General features: G+C 65.5%; 12 protein-coding genes. 5 read left to right on the forward strand and 7 right to left on the reverse strand.

The genetic code is table 11. The features are described 5' to 3' along the window. Window positions 1–57: 57 nt before the first annotated feature. Entirely contained in the window at window positions 58–1086 is a 1029-nt protein-coding gene (locus tag ASC75_RS12160; protein ID WP_055975118.1) for a betaine/proline/choline family ABC transporter ATP-binding protein, read from the forward strand. Next, a complete protein-coding gene (locus ASC75_RS12165) occupies window positions 1083–3071 on the forward strand; it encodes an ABC transporter permease subunit (protein ID WP_055975121.1) in 1989 nt (662 codons plus the stop codon). The genes ASC75_RS12160 and ASC75_RS12165 overlap by 4 nt, the downstream gene beginning before the upstream one ends. Window positions 3072–3114: 43 nt before the next feature. On the opposite strand, the gene ASC75_RS12170 is transcribed toward ASC75_RS12165, so the two are convergent. The 5 genes from ASC75_RS12170 to ASC75_RS12190 all read right to left on the reverse strand — a co-directional run bounded on the left by ASC75_RS12170 (window position 3115) and on the right by ASC75_RS12190 (window position 10995). Continuing rightward, the gene (locus tag ASC75_RS12170; RefSeq protein ID WP_082496533.1) at window positions 3115–3582 is read right to left on the reverse strand and encodes a helix-turn-helix domain-containing protein; all 468 of its coding nucleotides are present in this window, start codon (window positions 3580–3582) and stop codon (window positions 3115–3117) included. Further along, complete coding sequence (locus tag ASC75_RS12175; protein ID WP_055975128.1) at window positions 3579–6725, reverse strand: efflux RND transporter permease subunit; 3147 nt, start codon at window positions 6723–6725, stop codon at window positions 3579–3581. The genes ASC75_RS12170 and ASC75_RS12175 overlap by 4 nt, the downstream gene beginning before the upstream one ends. Before the next feature lie 12 nt (window positions 6726–6737). Then, window positions 6738–7955, reverse strand: coding sequence for an efflux RND transporter periplasmic adaptor subunit (locus tag ASC75_RS12180; RefSeq protein WP_055975131.1), 1218 nt, complete (start codon window positions 7953–7955; stop codon window positions 6738–6740). Window positions 7956–8033: 78 nt separating this feature from the next. Further along, entirely contained in the window at window positions 8034–8612 is a 579-nt protein-coding gene (locus ASC75_RS12185; protein WP_055975134.1) for a TetR/AcrR family transcriptional regulator, read from the reverse strand. A gap of 340 nt (window positions 8613–8952) precedes the next feature. Continuing rightward, entirely contained in the window at window positions 8953–10995 is a 2043-nt protein-coding gene (locus ASC75_RS12190; protein ID WP_082496546.1) for a TonB-dependent receptor, read from the reverse strand. Between the two features lie 283 nt (window positions 10996–11278). On the opposite strand from ASC75_RS12190, the gene ASC75_RS12195 reads away from it, so the two are divergent. Continuing rightward, window positions 11279–12742, forward strand: a complete 1464-nt coding sequence (locus tag ASC75_RS12195; RefSeq protein WP_156381215.1) for a glycosyl transferase family protein — start codon at window positions 11279–11281, stop codon at window positions 12740–12742. 13 nt (window positions 12743–12755) lie between these two features. On the opposite strand, the gene ASC75_RS12200 is transcribed toward ASC75_RS12195, so the two are convergent. Further along, a complete protein-coding gene (locus ASC75_RS12200) occupies window positions 12756–13850 on the reverse strand; it encodes a fatty acid desaturase (protein ID WP_055975137.1) in 1095 nt (364 codons plus the stop codon). 226 nt (window positions 13851–14076) lie between these two features. On the opposite strand from ASC75_RS12200, the gene ASC75_RS12205 reads away from it, so the two are divergent. Next, window positions 14077–15342: an AGE family epimerase/isomerase gene (locus ASC75_RS12205; RefSeq protein ID WP_055975499.1), complete on the forward strand. Its 1266-nt coding sequence runs from the start codon at window positions 14077–14079 to the stop codon at window positions 15340–15342. A gap of 25 nt (window positions 15343–15367) precedes the next feature. On the opposite strand, the gene ASC75_RS12210 is transcribed toward ASC75_RS12205, so the two are convergent. Continuing rightward, the gene (locus tag ASC75_RS12210) at window positions 15368–17350 is read right to left on the reverse strand and encodes an acyltransferase family protein (RefSeq protein WP_055975139.1); all 1983 of its coding nucleotides are present in this window, start codon (window positions 17348–17350) and stop codon (window positions 15368–15370) included. A gap of 254 nt (window positions 17351–17604) precedes the next feature. On the opposite strand from ASC75_RS12210, the gene ASC75_RS12215 reads away from it, so the two are divergent. Then, on the forward strand, window positions 17605–18033 hold the full coding sequence (locus ASC75_RS12215; protein ID WP_055975144.1) for a hypothetical protein: 429 nt from the start codon (window positions 17605–17607) through the stop codon (window positions 18031–18033). Window positions 18034–18035 lie beyond the last annotated feature (2 nt).

Raw genomic sequence — 18035 nt, forward strand, 5'->3', positions numbered from 1 at the left:
AGGCGCCACCTCGCCCCTGCACACCCATCGGCCACCTTGGCGAGAGGCAAACTCGACATGACCGAAGCAAAAATCGCATGCCGCAATCTCTGGAAGCTCTACGGCGCCGACCCTGCCGGCTTCCTGAAACGCCACGCCGGCAACCCCTCGATCGAAACCATCAGGGCCGAAGGCTACGTTCCCGCCGTCCGCAACGTCTCGTTCGAGGTCATGCCGGGCGAAATCCTTGTCGTCATGGGCCTGTCGGGCTCGGGCAAGTCGACACTTCTGCGCTGCCTCGCACGCCTGGTCGAGCCGACCTCCGGCGAGGTCATGTTCGAGGGTCGCGACATCCTTGCCGCCAGCGAGCGCGAGCTGATCGAGATCAGGCGCCACAAGATGGGCATGGTCTTCCAGCACTTCGCCCTGCTGCCGCACCGCACCGTGCTCGACAATGTCGCCTTCCCGCTCCAGGTCCGCGGCACCGACCGCCAGAAGCGCGAGGCCCGCGCCCGTGAAGTGATCGAACTGGTCGGTCTGAAAGGCCGCGAGTCCTACTATCCGCGTGAGCTCTCCGGCGGCCAGCAGCAGCGTGTTGGCATCGCCCGTTCGCTCGCCGTCGGTCCCGACGTCTGGTTCCTCGACGAGCCCTTCTCGGCACTCGACCCGCTCATCCGCCGCGAGATGCAGGACGAGTTCCTGCGCCTGCAGAAGATGCTCAACAAGACCATCGTCTTCATCACCCACGATTTCGACGAGGCGATCCGTGTCGCCGACCGCATCGCCATCATGAAGGATGGCGTCGTCGAACAGCTTGGCACCGCGGAAGAACTGGTCACCTCCCCGGCCACGCCCTACGTCGCCGAATTCACCCGCAACGTTTCTCACGACCGCTTGCTCTCGGTGGGCGCCGTCATGGCGCCGGCATCCGCCCGCAAGCCGGATGCGGCAGCCGTCCAGGTCGAGGCGCTTCTGGCGAGCGTCGCCCGCCAGGTGCTGTCGTCGGAACGCCCGGTCGACGTCGTCGACGACGGCGGCGCCCTTGTCGGCACCCTCAGCCGCGACAGCCTGCTCGATGCGCTCTACGGCAAGGAACAGCACGCATGAGTGCCGCGATCCTGACCCGCGCCACCGAGATGGAGCCGCAAAAACCCCTGGCGTCCCTGACGAAACCGCTGCTCGTGGTGCTGCCCTTCATCATCCTGCTGCTGGCAGCCTCGCTGCTGCCCGCCTGGGCGGTCAAGGTTCCCGCAGGCTGGACCGTCCCGTTCGTCGGCTGGGCGAACACGCTGATCGAGCACATGCGCGACGACGCCATCTTGGGGCTGTTTTCGTTCCGCGACCTGACCCGCGCCATCGCCGAACTCATCACCTGGCCGCTGGCCTTCGTCGAGGGCCTGCTGGTTTCAGGCTTTCCGAAGATCGGCCTGGCAGCAATGCCATGGGTCATGACCGCAGGCCTGTCCGGCGTGCTCGGCTGGTATCTGAAAGACTGGCGCCTCGGCCTGCTCTCCGCAGGATGCGTCGCCTATATGGCGATCTTCGGCAAGTGGGAGCTGTCGATGATCACCTTGTCGGTCGTGCTTGTCGCAGCCCCGATTGCCGGGCTCATCGGTTTCCTGATCGGTATCCTCGCGGTCAAGAAGCCGTGGTTCGAGGCACTCGTCGTGCCCCTGCTCAACGTGCTGCAGTCGCTGCCCCACTTCTCCTACCTGATCCCGATCGCCGTCTTCATCGGCGTCGGCCACAAGGCCGGAACGATCGCCACCGTCATCTTCGCGATCCCGCCCATGGCGCGCCTTACCATCCTCGGCCTGAAGGGCGTTGCCGAGGAAGTTCGCGAGGCCGGCAAGATGGCCGGCTGTACCCGCTTCCAGACATTGTGGATGGTCGAGATCCCGTCCGCTCGCCAGCCGCTCCTGGTCGGCGTCAACCAGGTCATCATGCAGTGCCTGGCAATGGTGGTGATCGCATCCTTCGTCGGCGCCCGCGGCCTGGGACACGATCTCCTGTTCCGGCTCCAGGCGCTGAAGATCGGCCAGGCGCTGGAAAGCGGCGTCGCCATCGTTCTGATGGCGATCACGCTCGACCAGCTGAGCCGCGCCGCCGCCCACAAGGAGCCGTCGCATGTCGCCGCGGACGCCACTCTCCTGCAGCGCTTTCCGTTCCTCGCGGCTTCCGTTCTGGTCGTCATGGCGTCGCTCCTGCTGGCCGCGATCACGCCCTATGCCCAGGCCTGGCCGTCCGAACTTGCCCTCAGCACCGCACCGCTCTGGGATGCGCTGGTCGACTGGGTCACCGTCACCTTCTACGACCCGCTGCAATATGTCCGCAACGCCATGCTGCTCTACGTGCTGATCCCGGTGCGCGACCTGTTCCAGAGCATTCCCTGGACGGCGATGGTCGCGCTCGTCGCCGCGGCAGGCTGGTCGCTCGGCGGCTTGCGCCTCGCGCTCACCGTCTCCGGCTTCGTGCTGTTCATCGCCTTCGCCGGCTACTGGGAGCGGTCGCTGATCACCGCCTACATGGTGACGGTCGCCGTGCTGATCTGCATCCTGGTCGGCCTTCCGATCGGCATCTGGGCATCGCGCAGCGAACGCCGCACTGCCATCGTCAAGCTGCTGTGCGACACCTTCCAGACCTTCCCGTCCTTCATCTACCTGATCCCCGTGATCATGCTGTTCAAGGTCGGCGACGTCGCGGCGATTTCAGCGATCATCATCTACGCGATGATCCCGATCGTCCGCTACACGATCTTCGGGTTGCGCAACGTGCCGTCCGAAATCGTCGAGGCCGGCATCACCTCGGGCTGCACCAGGCGGCAGCTGCTGTGGAACATCCGCATGCCGCTGGCCTTCCCCGAGATCATGCTCGGCATCAACCAGACCATCATGTTCGCGCTGTTCATGGTCATCATCGCTGCCTTCATCGGCACCAAGGACATCGGCCAGGAGATCTTCCGCGCCCTGACCTTCAACGATGCCGGCAAGGGGCTGGTGCTCGGCCTCTGCGTCGCCTTCATGGGCCTCACCGCCGACCAGCTGATCACCGCCTGGGCGGCCCGCCGAAAGCAGCGGCTCGGCCTGTCCTAGAAACTCGGGCCCGGCGGGCGCTTGCGCCTCCGCCGGGCCCACCTCAGCGTTCGCGCAGCATCAGCCGGTTGGCAAAGCCGCAGGTCAACGCCAGTCGCGTCGTCCGCTGGCCGCTGCCGCCTGGCCCGGTGCACCGGATCCCGATCCGCGAGTTGATCGTTTCGAGCAGCGCCGTATCCTCTGCCGCCGCGACCAAGGCCGCGACAGCCAGGGGATCGACGTCGTCGGGCGCCCCTTGGTCTGCTCCGCCAGCCTTCACCATGTTTCCGTCATCGGCTGCGTCGGCATAATGCCTTAGCATCGCCCGGATCAGCTCGCCCTTGGTCGAGAAGTGGTGCAGCAGCCCGCCCTTGCTGATGCCGGCCTGTCGGGCAACGGCATCGAGGGTGACCTTGCCGAAGCCGTTTTCCAGCGCCACGCAAACCGCCGCATGGAACAGGCGCTCCTTTTGCTCGAGCCGTCGCACGAGTGCTGTCCGTCCGGATGCCGGCCGGCTGGCGGAACCGGTCATTCCGCCGGCACCCGTTCCGCCTCGGACGCATCTGTGCCCGCCTGCGCTTCCGCCTTGCCCCGCCGCGTCAGCTTCATGACGGCGACGAAGAACACCGGCACGAAGAACACGGCAAGCACGGTCGCCGAGATCATGCCGCCCAGCACGCCGGTACCGATCGCGTTCTGGCTCGCGGCACTGGCCCCGGTGGCAATGGCCATCGGCACGACGCCAAGGCTGAAGGCCAGCGACGTCATGATGATCGGCCGGAAGCGCAGCTTGGCCGCTTCCACCGTCGCATCGAGCAGCGACATGCCTTCCTTGCGCAGGTCCTTGGCGAACTCGATGATCAGGATCGCGTTCTTGGCCGACAGGCCGATGATGGCGATCAGGCCCACCTTGAAATAGACGTCGTTGGGCATGCCCATGACCATCACCGCCAGCACCGAGCCAAGCACGCCCAGCGGCACGACGAGGATCACCGACACCGGGATCGACCAGCTCTCGTAGAGTGCCGCCAGAAGCAGGAACACGAACAGGATGCTGAGCACGATCAGGGCCGGCGCCTGCGAGCCGGACTGGATTTCCTGCAGCGACTGGCCGGTCCATTCATAGCCGAAGCCGGACGGCAACTGGTCCGCCAGGCGCTCCATCTCCGTGATCGCCGCACCCGAGGAATGGCCCGGCGCCGCCTGGCCGCTGATGCGCACCGCAGGATAGCCGTTGTAGCCGACGACCTGCGCCGCGCCCTTCTGCCATTCGACGCTGGCGAACGACGACAGCGGCACCATACCGCCATGGGCGTTACGCACGTTGAGGCTCATGAGGTCCTCGGTTTGCATGCGCCGCCCTGCATCCGACTGCACCGTCACGCGCTGCATCCTGCCGGCATTCGGGAAGTCGTTGACATAGGCCGAGCCGAGATTGGCCGAGATCGTCGAATTGATATCGGCGAAGCTGACGCCGAAAGTGTTCGCCTTCTCGCGGTCGATCAACAGGTTGACCTGCGCCGCATCGGGCATGCCTTCGACGCGCAGGCCGGTGATGACGTCGCTGTCCGCCGCGGCCGCCATCAGCTGGTCGCGCGCGGCAGCCAGCGCCGCCTGGCCCCGTCCCGACCTGTCCTGCAGCCGGAAGGTGAAGCCGTTGGACGTGCCGAGGCCCTGGATCGGCGGCGGCGACAGCGCGAAGGACACCGCGTCCTTCATCTGGAACAGCGCCTTGTTGGCCCGGCCGGCGATGGCCGCAGCCGAGTTGTCGTCGTCGCGTTCGCTCCAGTCGTCCAGCGTCACGAAGGCTAGGCCGGCGTTCTGGCCGGCGCCCGAGAAGCTGAAGCCGTTGACCACCACCATGCGGTCGACCGCCTCCTCGCCCATGAAGATCGTCTCGACATTCTCGGCGATCGCCCGAGTGCGGTTGCTGCTCGATTCCGGCGGCCCCTGGATGTCGACGATCAGGAAGCCCTGGTCCTCATTGGGCAGGAACGACGTCGGCAACTGGATGAAGGACCAGCCGAGGCCGACCAGCAGCGCCAGGTAGATGACCATGAAGCGGCCCGTACGCTTGACGATCCATCCAACGCTGGAAGTATAGCTGCGCGTCGTCCGGTCGAAGCCGCGGTTGAACCAGCCGAAGAAACCCTTCTTCTCATGGTGCCCCTTGGCGACCGGCTTCAGGAAGCTGGCACAGAGCGCCGGCGTCAGCGACAGCGCCAGGAAGCCGGAGAACAGGATCGACACCACCATCGTCAGGCTGAACTGCCGGTAGATGACACCGACGGCTCCCGGGAAGAACGCCATCGGCACGAACACCGCCGTCAGCACCAGAGTGATGCCGATGATCGCACCGGAGATCTGCTTCATCGCCTTGCGCGTCGCCTCGCGTGGCGACAGCCCCTCTTCGGCCATGATGCGCTCGACATTTTCCACCACCACGATGGCATCGTCGACCAGGATGCCGATGGCCAGCACCATCGCAAACATCGTCAGCACGTTGATCGAGAAGCCGGTCGCCAGCATCACCGCGCAGGTGCCGAGCAGCGCCACCGGCACGACCAGGGTCGGGATGACCGTGTAGCGGAAGTTCTGCAGGAACAGGAACATCACCGCAAAGACGAGCAGGATCGCCTCGAGGAGGGTGCTGATCACCTTCTCGATGGACACCTTCACGAAAGGCGAGGTGTCGTAAGGGATCGCGTATTCCAGCCCGTCGGGGAAGAAGCGCGACAGCTCCTCCATCTGCGCCCGGACCGCTTCCGATGTCGCCAGCGCATTGCCTGTCGGCGACAGCTGCACCGCAATCGCCGCGCTCGGATTGCCGTTCAGCCTGGTCGAGAAATTGTAGTTCTCGGCGCCGACCTCGATCCGCGCCACGTCGGACAGCCGCACCGAAGAGCCGTCGGGATTGGCGCGCAGCACGATCGAGCCGAACTCCTCGGCGGAGGTGAGCTGGCCCTTGACCAGGACGGTAGCCGATATCTGCTGCGTGATCGGGTTGGGGTCGGCACCGATGCGGCCGGCGGCGACCTGCGCGTTCTGGGAGCGGATCGCGTTGGTGATATCGTCCGACGTCAGGTTCAGGCCGACCATCTTGTCGGGGTCGATCCAGATGCGCATCGCGCGCTGCGTCGCAAACAGCTGCGCCCGGCCGACGCCGTCGATGCGGCGGATTTCGCTGAGCACGTTGCGGCTCAGATAGTCGCCAAGGCCGACGACGTCGAGCGAACCGTCCGTCGAGGTCAGCGCCACCATCATCAGGAAGCCGCTGCCGGCCTCCTCGATGCGGATGCCGACCTGCTTGACGACTTGCGGCAGCCGCGGCTCGACGCGGCGAACCGCGTTCTGGATGTCGATCGAGGCCTGGCCGCTGTCGGTTCCCGGCGCAAAGGTCGCGGTGATGCTGACCATGCCGGAAGAATCCGACGTCGATTCGAAATAGAGCAGACCGGGGACCCCGTTCAGCTCTTCCTCGATCGGCCGGGTGACGCTCTGGTAGATATCTTCAGGCGCAGCACCGGCATAGGTCGCATTGATCGAGACCTGTGGCGGCGCGACGTTCGGATATTGCGCAACCGGCAGGAACGGAATGGCGATGGCGCCGGCGAGCATGATGAAGATCGCCACGACCCATGCGAAGATGGGTCGATCGATGAAGAACTGAGGCATGTCTGATAATCCTTAGCCGGCCTTGGGCTTGCTGGCTGGAACTGCCGCGCCGCTGCTGCCGGTTGCTGACGTCTTGTCCTGCGGCTTCCACGCCTGGGCCGCCACCTCGGCGCCCGGCCTGACTTTCTGGAACCCTTCGACGACAACTTTGTCGCCCGCCTCGACGCCGTCTTCGACGACCCAGCGGTCGCCGACCACGCGCCCGACCCGGACCTGGCGACGCTCGGCCACGTTCTTGTCGTTCACCACATAGATCTGGGCGCTGCCGCCGGAATCGCGCTGGATCGCCTGCTGGGGGATGGCGATGGCGTTCTGCTGAACACCCTGCTCGATCAGCACCCGGACATACATTCCAGGCAGCAGGTCGCCCTCGGGATTGGGGAACTCGCCACGCAGCGTCACCTGCCCGGTCATCGCGTCGACCGCGGCCTCCAGGAACAGCAGCTTGCCCGGATGGGCATATTCGCTGCCGTCGTCGAGACGAAGCCCGACGCGCGCGGCCCCTGCCTCGTCATTCGTCAGCGCGCCGTCTTCGAGCCCGCGCCGCAGCCTGAGAAGCTCGTTCGCCGACTGGGTAAAGTCGGCATAGACCGGATCGATCTGCTGGATCGTCGCCAGGCTTTCGGGACCGTTGGCGCTGACGAGCGCACCCTCGGTGACCATGGCGCGGCCGATGCGCCCGGAGATCGGTGCCTTGATTTCGGCATAGCCGAGATTGAGCTGCGCCGTCGCAAGCCCCGCGGTGGCGATCGCCACGTCGGCGTCGGCCTGCGCAAGGGCGGCGACGGCATTGTCGAGTTGCTGGCCGCTGGAGACATTGCGCTCGCGCAGTTCGCTCTGGCGCTCGGACTGCTGGCGCGCCTGGAGTTGCACGGCCTGCGCGCGTTGCAGCGTCGCCTCAGCGCTTGCCACCTGCGCCTGGAACAGCGCCGGGTCGATGCGGTAGAGCACGTCGCCCTCCTTCACCAGGCTGCCCTGTTCAAAGACGCGCTCCAGCACGATGCCCGAGACGCGCGCCCGCACCTCGGCGATGCGAGTCGGGGCAATGCGCCCCGGCAGCTCGTTCAGGATGGGCAGCGCTTCGGGAACCACCTCGATCACGCTCACCGGCGAAGGCGGAGGGGCTGACGGCTTCGGTTCGGACGAGCTGTTGGCGTCGCTGCATCCGGAGACCAGGGCGAGCAGGCCGATGGCCGCTGCAAGTTTCAGCGGCAGGGCGGGAATACGCATGGGAAAATCCACAAAAGGTTGACGGTGGCCGGAACGGCGAGTGATGGTTTGATGATGGGATGGCTTGATCGGGAGCGATCAGTCGCCGGCGTCTCTGGGTGGTTTCAGGTGATCGGCGTCGATCAGCCAGCCTATGTCGCGCAGCATGTCCGCGCGTTCGGCATCCGACCAGGGATGCAGATTGTGCATCTCCAGGCGCTTGAGCCCTTCAAGCGCCAGGAATGCGAGAATGGCGCCGCGGGGGTTTTCCGCAGTCTCGGTGACCGAGGCGATTGTCCTGGTATAGACCGCTTCGATGATGCCGCGTGCTTCGGCATCCTGGGCTAGGGCCGAGACCAGGTTGACCGCCACGGCGCGGGCATGATCGCGGGGCCGCTCGGCAGCCGCTGCAATGAGCCCGTTGATTGCCGGGCTTGCAACGGGGCCCAGGCCAGCCGTCACCGCCTGGACGCGCTGCTCCTCGTTCTCCACCCGCCGCCGGATGACGGCGTTGATGAGCTCGCGCTTGGATTTGTAGTCGTAGACGACGCTGGCCTTGCCGATCCCGGCCGCCGTGGCGACAGCGTCGAGCGTCAGATGCGCGGCGCCTTCGCGCACGACCACGAGTTCCGCCGCATCCAGAATGTCGCTCTGTTCGATTACCCTGGGACGGGCCATACGTTCACGCCTGCACTGCTTCGACAATTACCGAACAACCGGTCGGTAATTGATAATAGGTGCGGTGCAGCGATAACTTCAATTCACCAATATGTGTGCGGAGACGGCCACGCCCCTGCCTCCGACCAGATTCGAGATCCCCGTTTGCATCGATTTTCCGGTAGGATCCGCCGCTGCGGATCCCCGATGTCGCGTCCGTCCGCGGCAAAGCTTGCCACGGCCGGAAGCCTTCGAAACCGGGGCTTGCAGGCTGGTTTTTGGAACCGGCCGCCCGGGCTTTCGATTGCCAAAGCAGACACGACAGAGCCGTCTCGCAGCCCTGTCCGCAACCTCGCGTCGTCTAGAAGTTCGAGGTCATGCTGACCCAGAGCCGTCGCCCTTCCATCACGGCATTGTGTTCCGCGGTCTCGACCCTCTCGTCCATCAGATTGTAGACGGCGGCGTTCATGACGAAGCTTTCGCTGAAGGCATAGGTCGCCCCAACATCGATGGTGGCATAGGCGTCGTACTTCCTCCCGACTGCGCCGTTGCGGATCACCGGCGTACCGATGATGCCGACGCGCGGCCCGGCATTGATCTCCGAGCCGTGGTAGTTGGCCGCCGCCCATGCCGACAGCCCGTCGACCGGCGTCGTCCAGTCGGCACGGATGTTGGCGAGATGCGCCGGCGTGCGTGCCAGCGGGAAGCCGGCATAGACGCCCGTCTGCTGCTCCGAATGGGTGTAGGTATAGCTGCCGCGCAAGGTCAGCGTGTCGGTCGCCTCCCAGCCCGCCGTCAGCTCGACGCCCTGGATGACGGCATCGTCGATATTGTAGTTGTACCAGAGCCGGTAGTTCGGATCCTCGCTCCAGCGCACCGGATTGCCGGCACCGTCGAGCACCAGCGAATTGGCGATCTTGTCCTTGAAGTCGGTGTAGAAATAGGTCGCCCCCAGCGTGATGCCGTCATGGCTGTCCCACAGCGCGCCCAGTTCGTAGCTGGTGCTGGTTTCTGCCCTGAGGTTCGGATCGGCAATGATCACCCCGCAAGTGCCGTTCGGGCCGTAGGTGCAGCCGCCACCGCCAGTCGTGTAGGCGTAGCCTGGGGCGATGGCGCGTATCTCCGGCGCGCGGAAGCCCGTCGAGATGCCGCCCTTCAGCGTCAGATGGTCGGTCGGGTTCCAGACGCCGTAGAGCCTCGGGCTGAAATGCGAGCCGTATTCCTGGTGCTGGTCGAAGCGCAAGCCACCGGTCAACGCGAAGCTATCGCTGATCTTCCACTCGTCCTCGGCAAACAGCGCCCATTGCGCGATCTGGAACTGCTCGTCGCGGCCTGTCCTGCGGCCCGGATTCTGATCGGTCAGCAGCGCGTCGAAGAACTGGCCGCCGGTCACCAGCGTGTGCGAACCGAAAAGCTCGAACGGCGTCGTGAACTTGCCGTCGATCACCGAGTTGCGCACCTCCGGAGAGCGCGCCTGTTCGAGGTAGCTGCGCCGTGTGCTGTCCCAGTTGAAATTGGTACGCTCGGCCCATTCCTGCATGATCGAGAATTCCGACGTCGTCCAACCCCAGTCGCCGACATGCGACAGCGACCAGTGGTCCCGGTCGTTGTAGTTGTAGGTCGAGGTGCCGTTGGCGGCGAGCGTCTCGCCGGCATTCGCGTCGCGCCTCAGCCGCGCCGTGCCGCCCTCGAGGCGGAACTCGTGGTTCTCGTTCGGCACGAAGGTCAGCCGGCCGCCGAGAGTGCCATCCTTGGCGCCGGTGATGCCGCCCAGAAACTGGTCCTCGTCGCGCTTCAGGCCCTTGCCCCAGACCTGCAGGCCGAGCGTGTCGGTGACGACCGGTCCGTTCAGGTAGAACGAGCCCTGCCCGGAATTGCCGAACTCATTGTGCTGCTGCACGGTGCCGTCGGCGGTGAACGAGCCTGACCACGTCTCCCCGACCTTGCGGGTGATGATGTTGATGACGCCGCCCATCGCATCCGAGCCGTAGAGCGAGGACATCGGCCCACGCACGACCTCGATGCGCTCGATCGCCGCGAGCGGCGGCATGAAATTCTGCTCGAAGCCCGAATTGCCGTTGGTGCGCGCATCGCGCGTGCTCTGGCGCTTGCCGTCGACGAGGATCAGCGTGTACTGGCCCGACAGGCCTCGGATGAAGATGTCCTTTTCGTTGGCCGGTCCCGTCACCGCCACGCCCTGCACGTCGCGCAGGGCATCTGTCAGGTCGCGATACGTCCCCTTCTCCAGCTCCTCGCGCGAAACCACGGTGATGCTGGCCGGGGCGTCCTTGACGTTCTGCTCGAAGCCCGACGCCGTCACCACCAGTTGCTGCAGCACCAGCGCATCGCTTTCCGCGCCCGCCTTTTTCTGGGCGGCCTGTGCGAATGCGGCCGAGGATGCCATCAACGCTATGCCCGAAAGGCAGGTGCATGCGAGCAACGCGCGCCCGAACGGGCCAAAGCCCGTGCCTGGCCAGTAGCGCGCAGTGTCACGCTCCGCGAGCGTATCCGGGTTGAGAACGTTCATGAAAAGCCCCATCACCTAAACTTGAGTATAAAAGTCTTCTTATTTATCGAATAGGGACGGTCAACTCGGGTGTTTGAGAGCGATTCCAAATTCAGAAAAGCGCAATTTGGACTGGTGCCTGCACGTGCCCGGATGGTTTTCGCAGGCGATGAAGGAACAGATGGATAGGACTGACGCGCACGAAACCAGGCCGCCGGCGGAAGCACGCGGCGCCGTGGCGGAGCCGCGCCTCGGCCAACTGCGCCTGCTGGTGGCGTTGGATGCGCTCTTGGTCGAGGGCAGCGTCGGCAAGGCCGCCGCGCGCATGGGCCTTGGCGCTCCGGCCATGAGCCGGCTTCTGAAGCAGATCCGCGAACTCTACGGCGACCCGATCCTGGTGCGGACCGCGCGCGGCATGACGCCGACCCCCTTCGCCGAGACATTGCGCCTGCGCCTGCGCGCCGTGGCGGCAGAGACCGAAGACCTCATCGCCCCGCGACGTGAAGCAGCCGGGAAGGCAAGTACCGAGACCAGCGGCTGGAACCAGGCCACCATCATCGACGCCCCGCCGCTGGCCATGCGCCCGAGCCTCTATCTTGAGGACGAACCGCTGCCAGAGGACTTTGCCCGTAGGCTGCGCTCGATCGGCAAGGATGCCGCGCCGCGGCAGAGGCTGGCCAGACACATCGCGACCACAGGCGCCGGCGTCGGCGGTGCCCGGCCGCTGACCCTCGATGAGGCCGACGACGCCTTCTCCTTGCTGCTCGAAGGCGAGGCCGACCCGATACAGGTCGGAGCACTTCTGGTCGTTCTGCAATATCGCGGCTTGACGGCGATCGAGCTTGCCGGGTTGACCAAGGCGAGCCGGCGCCATCTCGGCTGCCCCGTCCATCCCGGACTGGCCGACCTCGACTGGCCGGCCTATGCCTCGCCGAGATCGAGGTCGGCACCGTGGTTCCTGCAGGCGGCCAGGCTTGTCGCCGACGCCGGCCACCGCGTGCTCCTGCACGGCAACAGCGGCGGCGGCACGACCCCCAACGCGCTCGACATGGCTGCCGGCGCCCTCGGCATATCAGTTGCGGCATCCATTGCCGAAGCTAGCGAGGCCCTGCAGCAACGCCGCATCGCCTACCTGCCGCTCGCGGCGATGTCGCCGCAGCTCCATCGCCTGCTCGGCATCTACAACCTGCTTGAAATGCGCTCGCCGCTCAGCGCCGTCGTGCACCTGCTCAATCCGCTCACCGCCGGGGCCAGCCTGATCGCGGCGTTCCGGCCGAGCTACCGCGACCTGCACCGCGATGCCGCCGCCCTGCTCGGCTGGCCGAAGCTCGGCATCCTAGGCAACAGCCGCGACGTCGCCCAGGCGACGCCCTTTCGCACGACGACGATGTACACCCTCGACGATGGCAGTCCGGGCGAGGTGATCATCCCGTCGCACAGGCGCCCGAGAGCCGAGCTGCCGACGGGGCTCACCAGCTTCGAATACTGGCGGGCGGTCTGGTTGGGACAGGCCAGGGACGAGGCCGCCGAACGCACCGTCGTGGACACTGCCGCCGCCGCCTTGCTGACGCTCGATTCGAAGACGAATTTCGCCGACGCCCGCAGCAAGGCGGGCGAACTCTGGCGCCTCCGCCTGTCGCAATGACTGGTCGCAGAAGCTACCGCGCCGCGTCGGCGAACGTGACGAGCCGCCGGCGGTCTTCGCACCACAGCGCGAGATTGACGCAGGCAACGCTGTTCCAGAAGGTCAGCTTTACGCTCTGGCTGGCGTCGCGCAATTCCGCATTGCTGTCGAAGCAGGCCTGCAGGCGATAGAACGGCACCCGGCTGCACAGATGGTGGATGTGGTGCAGGCCGATCGAACCGGTGATCCACTGGGCCACAGCGGGCAAGGCATACCACGAGCTGCCCCCGAAGGCGGCGACATGCAGGTCCCAGACTTCGCCGGCATCCCAGCGTGTTTCTTCGAATTGATGCTGCACGTAGAACAGCCAGCCGCCGACCCATGCACCCATCACCACGACAGGCAGGATCGCCAGCATCACCGCCCAGCCGGCCACGAACACCAGCCCGCCATAGACGACCAGCAGTGCAAGGTTGAGCCCGCCGGCGCTGCGCCAGGCCTCGACGCGCGGAATGGCGTCGTTGTAGGGCAGCCGGTGCATGATCAGGAAATAGATCGGCACGCCGATCACGATCAGGATGATCGGATTGCGATAGATGCGATACATCAGCCGCTGGCCGGTGGTCATCGCCTCGTATTCGGCGACGGTGCGGGTATCGATGTCACCTATGCCGCGCTTGTCGAGATTGCCCGACGAGCCGTGGTGCACGGCGTGGGCCTTCTGCCATAGCGTGTAGGGCGTGAAGGTGAAGACGCTCAGCACCCGCCCGATGACGCGGTTTGCCTCGCGCGAACTGGTGAAGGAGCCGTGGCCGCAATCGTGCTGGATCGCAAACAGCCGGACCAGGAACGCCGCGCATACCGGCGCCAGCAGCGCCAGCAGCAGCCAGCGCCAGGCGCCGAGTAGCGGTTCGGCATAGGCGGCGAGCCAGACCAGCACCGCTCCCATCGCCAGGAACGGCACCAGCGTCACCGCCAGTTCGAAGGCCGCGCGCCGGTCGTCGGGATCGCGAAAGCGATTGCAATGCGACGCAAGCCGGCGAACCAGCGCCTTTTCAGACGCATGATCGGCAGCAATGACAGCCCCCGCAGGCAGGCCGTCCGCCCTGGACGACATCAATTTCGTCATTCAATCCCCGAAATCTCGCTGCCAACTCGGTCAAGCGCGCCATTTGTCCATAATGCGCGGCAAGCGCCGTGACTAGTGGGTCCGCCGTGGCATATTGGCTAAATACAGTGTCGTTGCACCGCTGCATGCCAATCATGGCGTTTTCCTGTTGAGTGCGGCCGCCAATACGTCTTAGGTCGCGGAATTCATGCAATTCGGCGCCGCCAGCCGCAAGGGAACGCTCTCCATGGCTTCTTTGGACATTTCCGCCGGCTCGGCCAGGTGGACCACGCTCGCCAGCCACCGCCTGTGGCTCTTGCAGCAGGCGGACGCGCTGTTCTCCTTCTTCGAACGCGAAAGCCTCAATCCGCTCGGCGGTTTCCACGATCTCGACGACCGGGGCCACCCGCTGGCGCCCGGTGCCGTGCCGGGCAAGTTCGCCGGCCGCCAGATCCACGTCACCACGCGCATGGTGCACTGCTTTTCGATCGCCCATCTGCTCGGCCGGCCGGGAGCCGGCACGCTCATCGACCACGGCATGGAGTTCCTCTGGAACGGCCATCGCGACAGCGCCAATGGCGGCTATTTCTGGGGCGTCGGCTATGACGGCCCGGCCAACGACACCAAGCAGGCCTATGGCCACGCCTTCGTGCTGCTGGCAGCCTCGAGCGCCAAGGTCGCCGGGCATCCCGATGCCGACCGCCTGCTGACCGACATCTCGACCGTCCTGTCCGAAAAATTCTGGGAAGACGGCCATGGCGCCGTCGCCGAAGAATTCACCCGCGACTGGAAGCCTTTCGACAGCTATCGCGGCCAGAACTCCAACATGCACCTGACCGAGGCGCTGATGGCCGCCTTCGAGGCAACCGGCGACGGCAATTACCTCCGCATGGCCGAACGCATCGCCGATCTGATCATCCGCCGCCATTCGGCCGCTGCCGGTTGGCGCCTGCCGGAACATTTCACCCTTGATTGGAAGCTCGACCGTGACTATTCCGGCGACCCGATGTTCCGCCCCTACGGCACCACGCCCGGCCATTCGCTGGAGTGGGCGCGGCTTCTGCTGCAGCTCTGGGAGCTCGGCGGCCGCAAGCTCGACTGGCTGCCGGATGCAGCCAGGAACCTGTTCGGCCGGGCAACGGCGGATGGCTGGGACGCAGCGACGGGCGGCTTCTACTACACGCTCGAATGGGACGGCTCGGCCCGGATCAAGGATCGCTACTGGTGGCCGTGCTGCGAGGCGATCGGAGCGGCCAGCGTGCTCGGCGCGATCGATGGCGACCCCGCCTACGAGGAATGGTACCGCCGTATCTGGAGCTTCTGCGCGACGCGCTTCATCGACCGTCGCAATGGCGGCTGGCATGCCCAGCTCGACGACGATCTCAAGCCCAATGCCGGCCCCTTCTATGGCAAGCCCGACATCTACCACGCGCTCCAGGCCTGCCTGATCCCGCTTTTGCCAACCACCGGCAGCATCACCCGCGGCCTCAGTCAGGGCGGCATCCAGCTCTAGCCACGACTATGGCCGGCGGTCCGGCTCACTGCCAGTGCGCAGCAATCTGGTTGCCGAAGATCGCGCGCTGCATCGAGCCCGCAAGTGTCGCCGCATAGGGCGTGGCGATGTGATGCCGATCGCGGAAGGTCAGCTTGCCGCCGATCATCGCCGGGCATGTGGTGGCGTTGCAGAACAATTCGGTGAGGTCGACATACCGGACCCCACGCAGGCCGGCCGTCGCGGCCTGTTCGGTCTCCGATATCCGCTCGTCGATCGCCTGGTCTCGCGGTGTGTCGCAGACCGTGGCACTCCGGCCCTGCCACAATGAACGGGCCACGCAGCGGTCGAGATACGATTTGTGGACTGGAACATCCCGCAGCAGCACGACCTCGGCGCCCGTCTCGCCCAGTTTTGCAAGCGATGCCCTCAAGCCGCCACCCCAGACATTGCGGCTGACCAGATGTTCCAGGCCGCCATTCACATCATTTTCGACATAGCTGTAGGAGAACTGCGCGACGATCACGGCGTCGGGCTTCAGCTTGGCGATTTCCTTCATCGCCGATTTCCGCCACGCATCGCATTCTTCATAGGCCCGCATCAGCCGCACGTTCCACGTCGGCACCTCGGCGACCGAACAGGAGGATTTCAGATAGGTGACCACGCGCCAGTTGTTCGCCTCGGCGATCTTTGCCAGCGGTGTCGACCAGTGGTCGGCGTGTGAATCGCCGAAAAGCACGATCGTCTTGCGGGGTTCCTCTGCCCCGAGGCTGCAGCTGCGCGGTTCCGTCTGTTCCAGGCTGGCAACGCAGCCGGCATCGACCTGGCGCGCCGACGACGATCGCGCCGCGCTTTCCGCGATCAGCTTCTGGTCCGGGTCGACGCTTCGCGCCGCGATCTGGGCTGCGCCATAGGACAACGTCACGCCCGATGACGTCAGCAGTGCGGCAAGCCCAAGCGAGCGCACCGAGCCGGCCGACAGCCAGCCGCTCAGGCGCACCGGGTTCTCGACGAAATGGTAGCTCAGCAGCGACAGGCCGAAGGTTGCGGCAAGGCACGCCAGCCTGCCGGCCAGCGACAGGTCGGGGATCAGGATGGTGGCGAACACGATCACCGGCCAGTGCCAGAGATAGAGCGAGTAGGACAGCTTGCCGGTCCACTGGAAGGGCGCAAGCGACAGCAGCGCCGCCGGCCCTGCTGCGCTTTGGCGCGCACCGGAAAGCAGCAACATTGCCGTGCCGAGCACCGGCATCAGTGCAAGGAAGCCGGGGAACGGATCGGCCTCCGACACAGTGAGGTAGGTTACGACGATCAGCGCCAGGCCGGCCCAGCCCATGGCAGGCGCGAAGCGGAAGCCCGACGCCCAGCGTTCGGCGACCGTCAGCGAGACCAGCCCGCCGACGGCGAACTCCCAGGCCCGCAATGGCGAAAAATAGAACGCCCAGGGTTGCGACACCGTGGTCATCCAGGCGCAGGCGGCAAACGACGCCACCGTCGCCACGCCAAGGAAAACGGCCACGCCCCTTTCGCCTGGACGGAACCGTGCCACCAGCAGCAGGAACGCCGGCCATAGCAGATAGAATTGCTCCTCGACCGAAAGCGACCAGAAATGCAGGAACGGGTTGATTGCCGTATCGGCGGCGAAATAGTCGAACGACCACCGCAGCAGCCAGAGATTGATGACGTAGCTCGAGGCGAACAGGGCGCCCTTGGCGTAGAGCTGCTGTTCGGACGGCGCCAGGATGAAATAGCCGGCCAAGAGCGTCGCCACGATCACCAGCAGCGATGCCGGCAGCAGCCGGCGCGCGCGACGCCCGTAGAAGCGCCAGAGGTCGACCGTGCCGCTGCGGCCGATCTCCTGCATCAGGTGCCTGGTGATCAGGAAACCCGAGATGACGAAGAAGATATCGACGCCGATGAAACCGCCGGGCAGGTTCGACATGCCGAAATGGAAGGCCACCACGCCACCCACGGCGATGGCGCGCAAGCCTTCGATGTCGGGCCGGAACGTCGACGGGCCTGCGCTCATGAGGCGGAAATGAGGCTGCTGGACATCCGCGCAGGATCGGCGAGGCAGTCCGGCAGGACAATTCAAACTATGTTGCAATGCAATATGCCCGCTTCCGCGCGATGTGGCGCAACACCATGGAAACGAAGGCGCCACGGCACATGCCGTTCATAACATCTGCCCCGACATTTCTTTCCGGGGCCGATTTGAGCGGAACCGATGCCGCGCCGACCGGTTAAACCGTCGCGAAGGGGTGAAATTCGAAGAGGAAGAAGATGAGACATTCACTCGCCGCCGCGATCCTGCTTGCATCCACCGTCGTTGCTGCGCCCGCCTTTGCCGCTGGTGCCACCAGCAGCGAGGCACAATCCGTGGACACGTCCACCACGGCGAGCACCGGCGCCAAGGCAGATCTCGGCACGGTGCTGCCGGCCATCCAGGCCAGCAGGACCACCGCGACCGCCATCCAGGCCCTCACCACCGTCGGCACCGTCAACGTCGTCAAGCTGTCGCCCACGGGCAATGACAAGGAGGCGCTGGAAAAGGCCGTCAGCGAAAATCAGGCCGACATCACCGGCTTGCAGGCTGCGATCATGGCCAACAGCGCCCTGAAGACGAAACTCGACAGCGAAACGATCGACACGTCGGCGGTGGTCGCCGCCAGCATCGAAGCCGACGGCTCGGTTACGGTCTTTGTGAGATAGCC

The organism is Aminobacter sp. DSM 101952, assembly GCF_001424795.1.
In the GTDB taxonomy this organism is placed as follows: domain Bacteria; phylum Pseudomonadota; class Alphaproteobacteria; order Rhizobiales; family Rhizobiaceae; genus Aminobacter; species Aminobacter aganoensis.

Excerpts from the sequence above, each read along its gene's own strand:
- ASC75_RS12175 (WP_055975128.1), bottom strand. The coding sequence starts at position 6,725 with ATGCCTCAGTTCTTCATCGATCGACCCATCTTCGCATGGGTCGTGGCG.
- ASC75_RS12200 (WP_055975137.1), bottom strand. The coding sequence starts at position 13,850 with ATGACGAAATTGATGTCGTCCAGGGCGGACGGCCTGCCTGCGGGGGCT.
- ASC75_RS12205 (WP_055975499.1), top strand. The coding sequence starts at position 14,077 with ATGGCTTCTTTGGACATTTCCGCCGGCTCGGCCAGGTGGACCACGCTC.
- ASC75_RS12170 (WP_082496533.1), bottom strand. The coding sequence starts at position 3,582 with ATGACCGGTTCCGCCAGCCGGCCGGCATCCGGACGGACAGCACTCGTG.
- ASC75_RS12210 (WP_055975139.1), bottom strand. The coding sequence starts at position 17,350 with ATGAGCGCAGGCCCGTCGACGTTCCGGCCCGACATCGAAGGCTTGCGC.
- ASC75_RS12160 (WP_055975118.1), top strand. The coding sequence starts at position 58 with ATGACCGAAGCAAAAATCGCATGCCGCAATCTCTGGAAGCTCTACGGC.
- ASC75_RS12195 (WP_156381215.1), top strand. The coding sequence starts at position 11,279 with ATGGATAGGACTGACGCGCACGAAACCAGGCCGCCGGCGGAAGCACGC.
- ASC75_RS12165 (WP_055975121.1), top strand. The coding sequence starts at position 1,083 with ATGAGTGCCGCGATCCTGACCCGCGCCACCGAGATGGAGCCGCAAAAA.
- ASC75_RS12180 (WP_055975131.1), bottom strand. The coding sequence starts at position 7,955 with ATGCGTATTCCCGCCCTGCCGCTGAAACTTGCAGCGGCCATCGGCCTG.
- ASC75_RS12185 (WP_055975134.1), bottom strand. The coding sequence starts at position 8,612 with ATGGCCCGTCCCAGGGTAATCGAACAGAGCGACATTCTGGATGCGGCG.
- ASC75_RS12190 (WP_082496546.1), bottom strand. The coding sequence starts at position 10,995 with ATGGCATCCTCGGCCGCATTCGCACAGGCCGCCCAGAAAAAGGCGGGC.
- ASC75_RS12215 (WP_055975144.1), top strand. The coding sequence starts at position 17,605 with ATGAGACATTCACTCGCCGCCGCGATCCTGCTTGCATCCACCGTCGTT.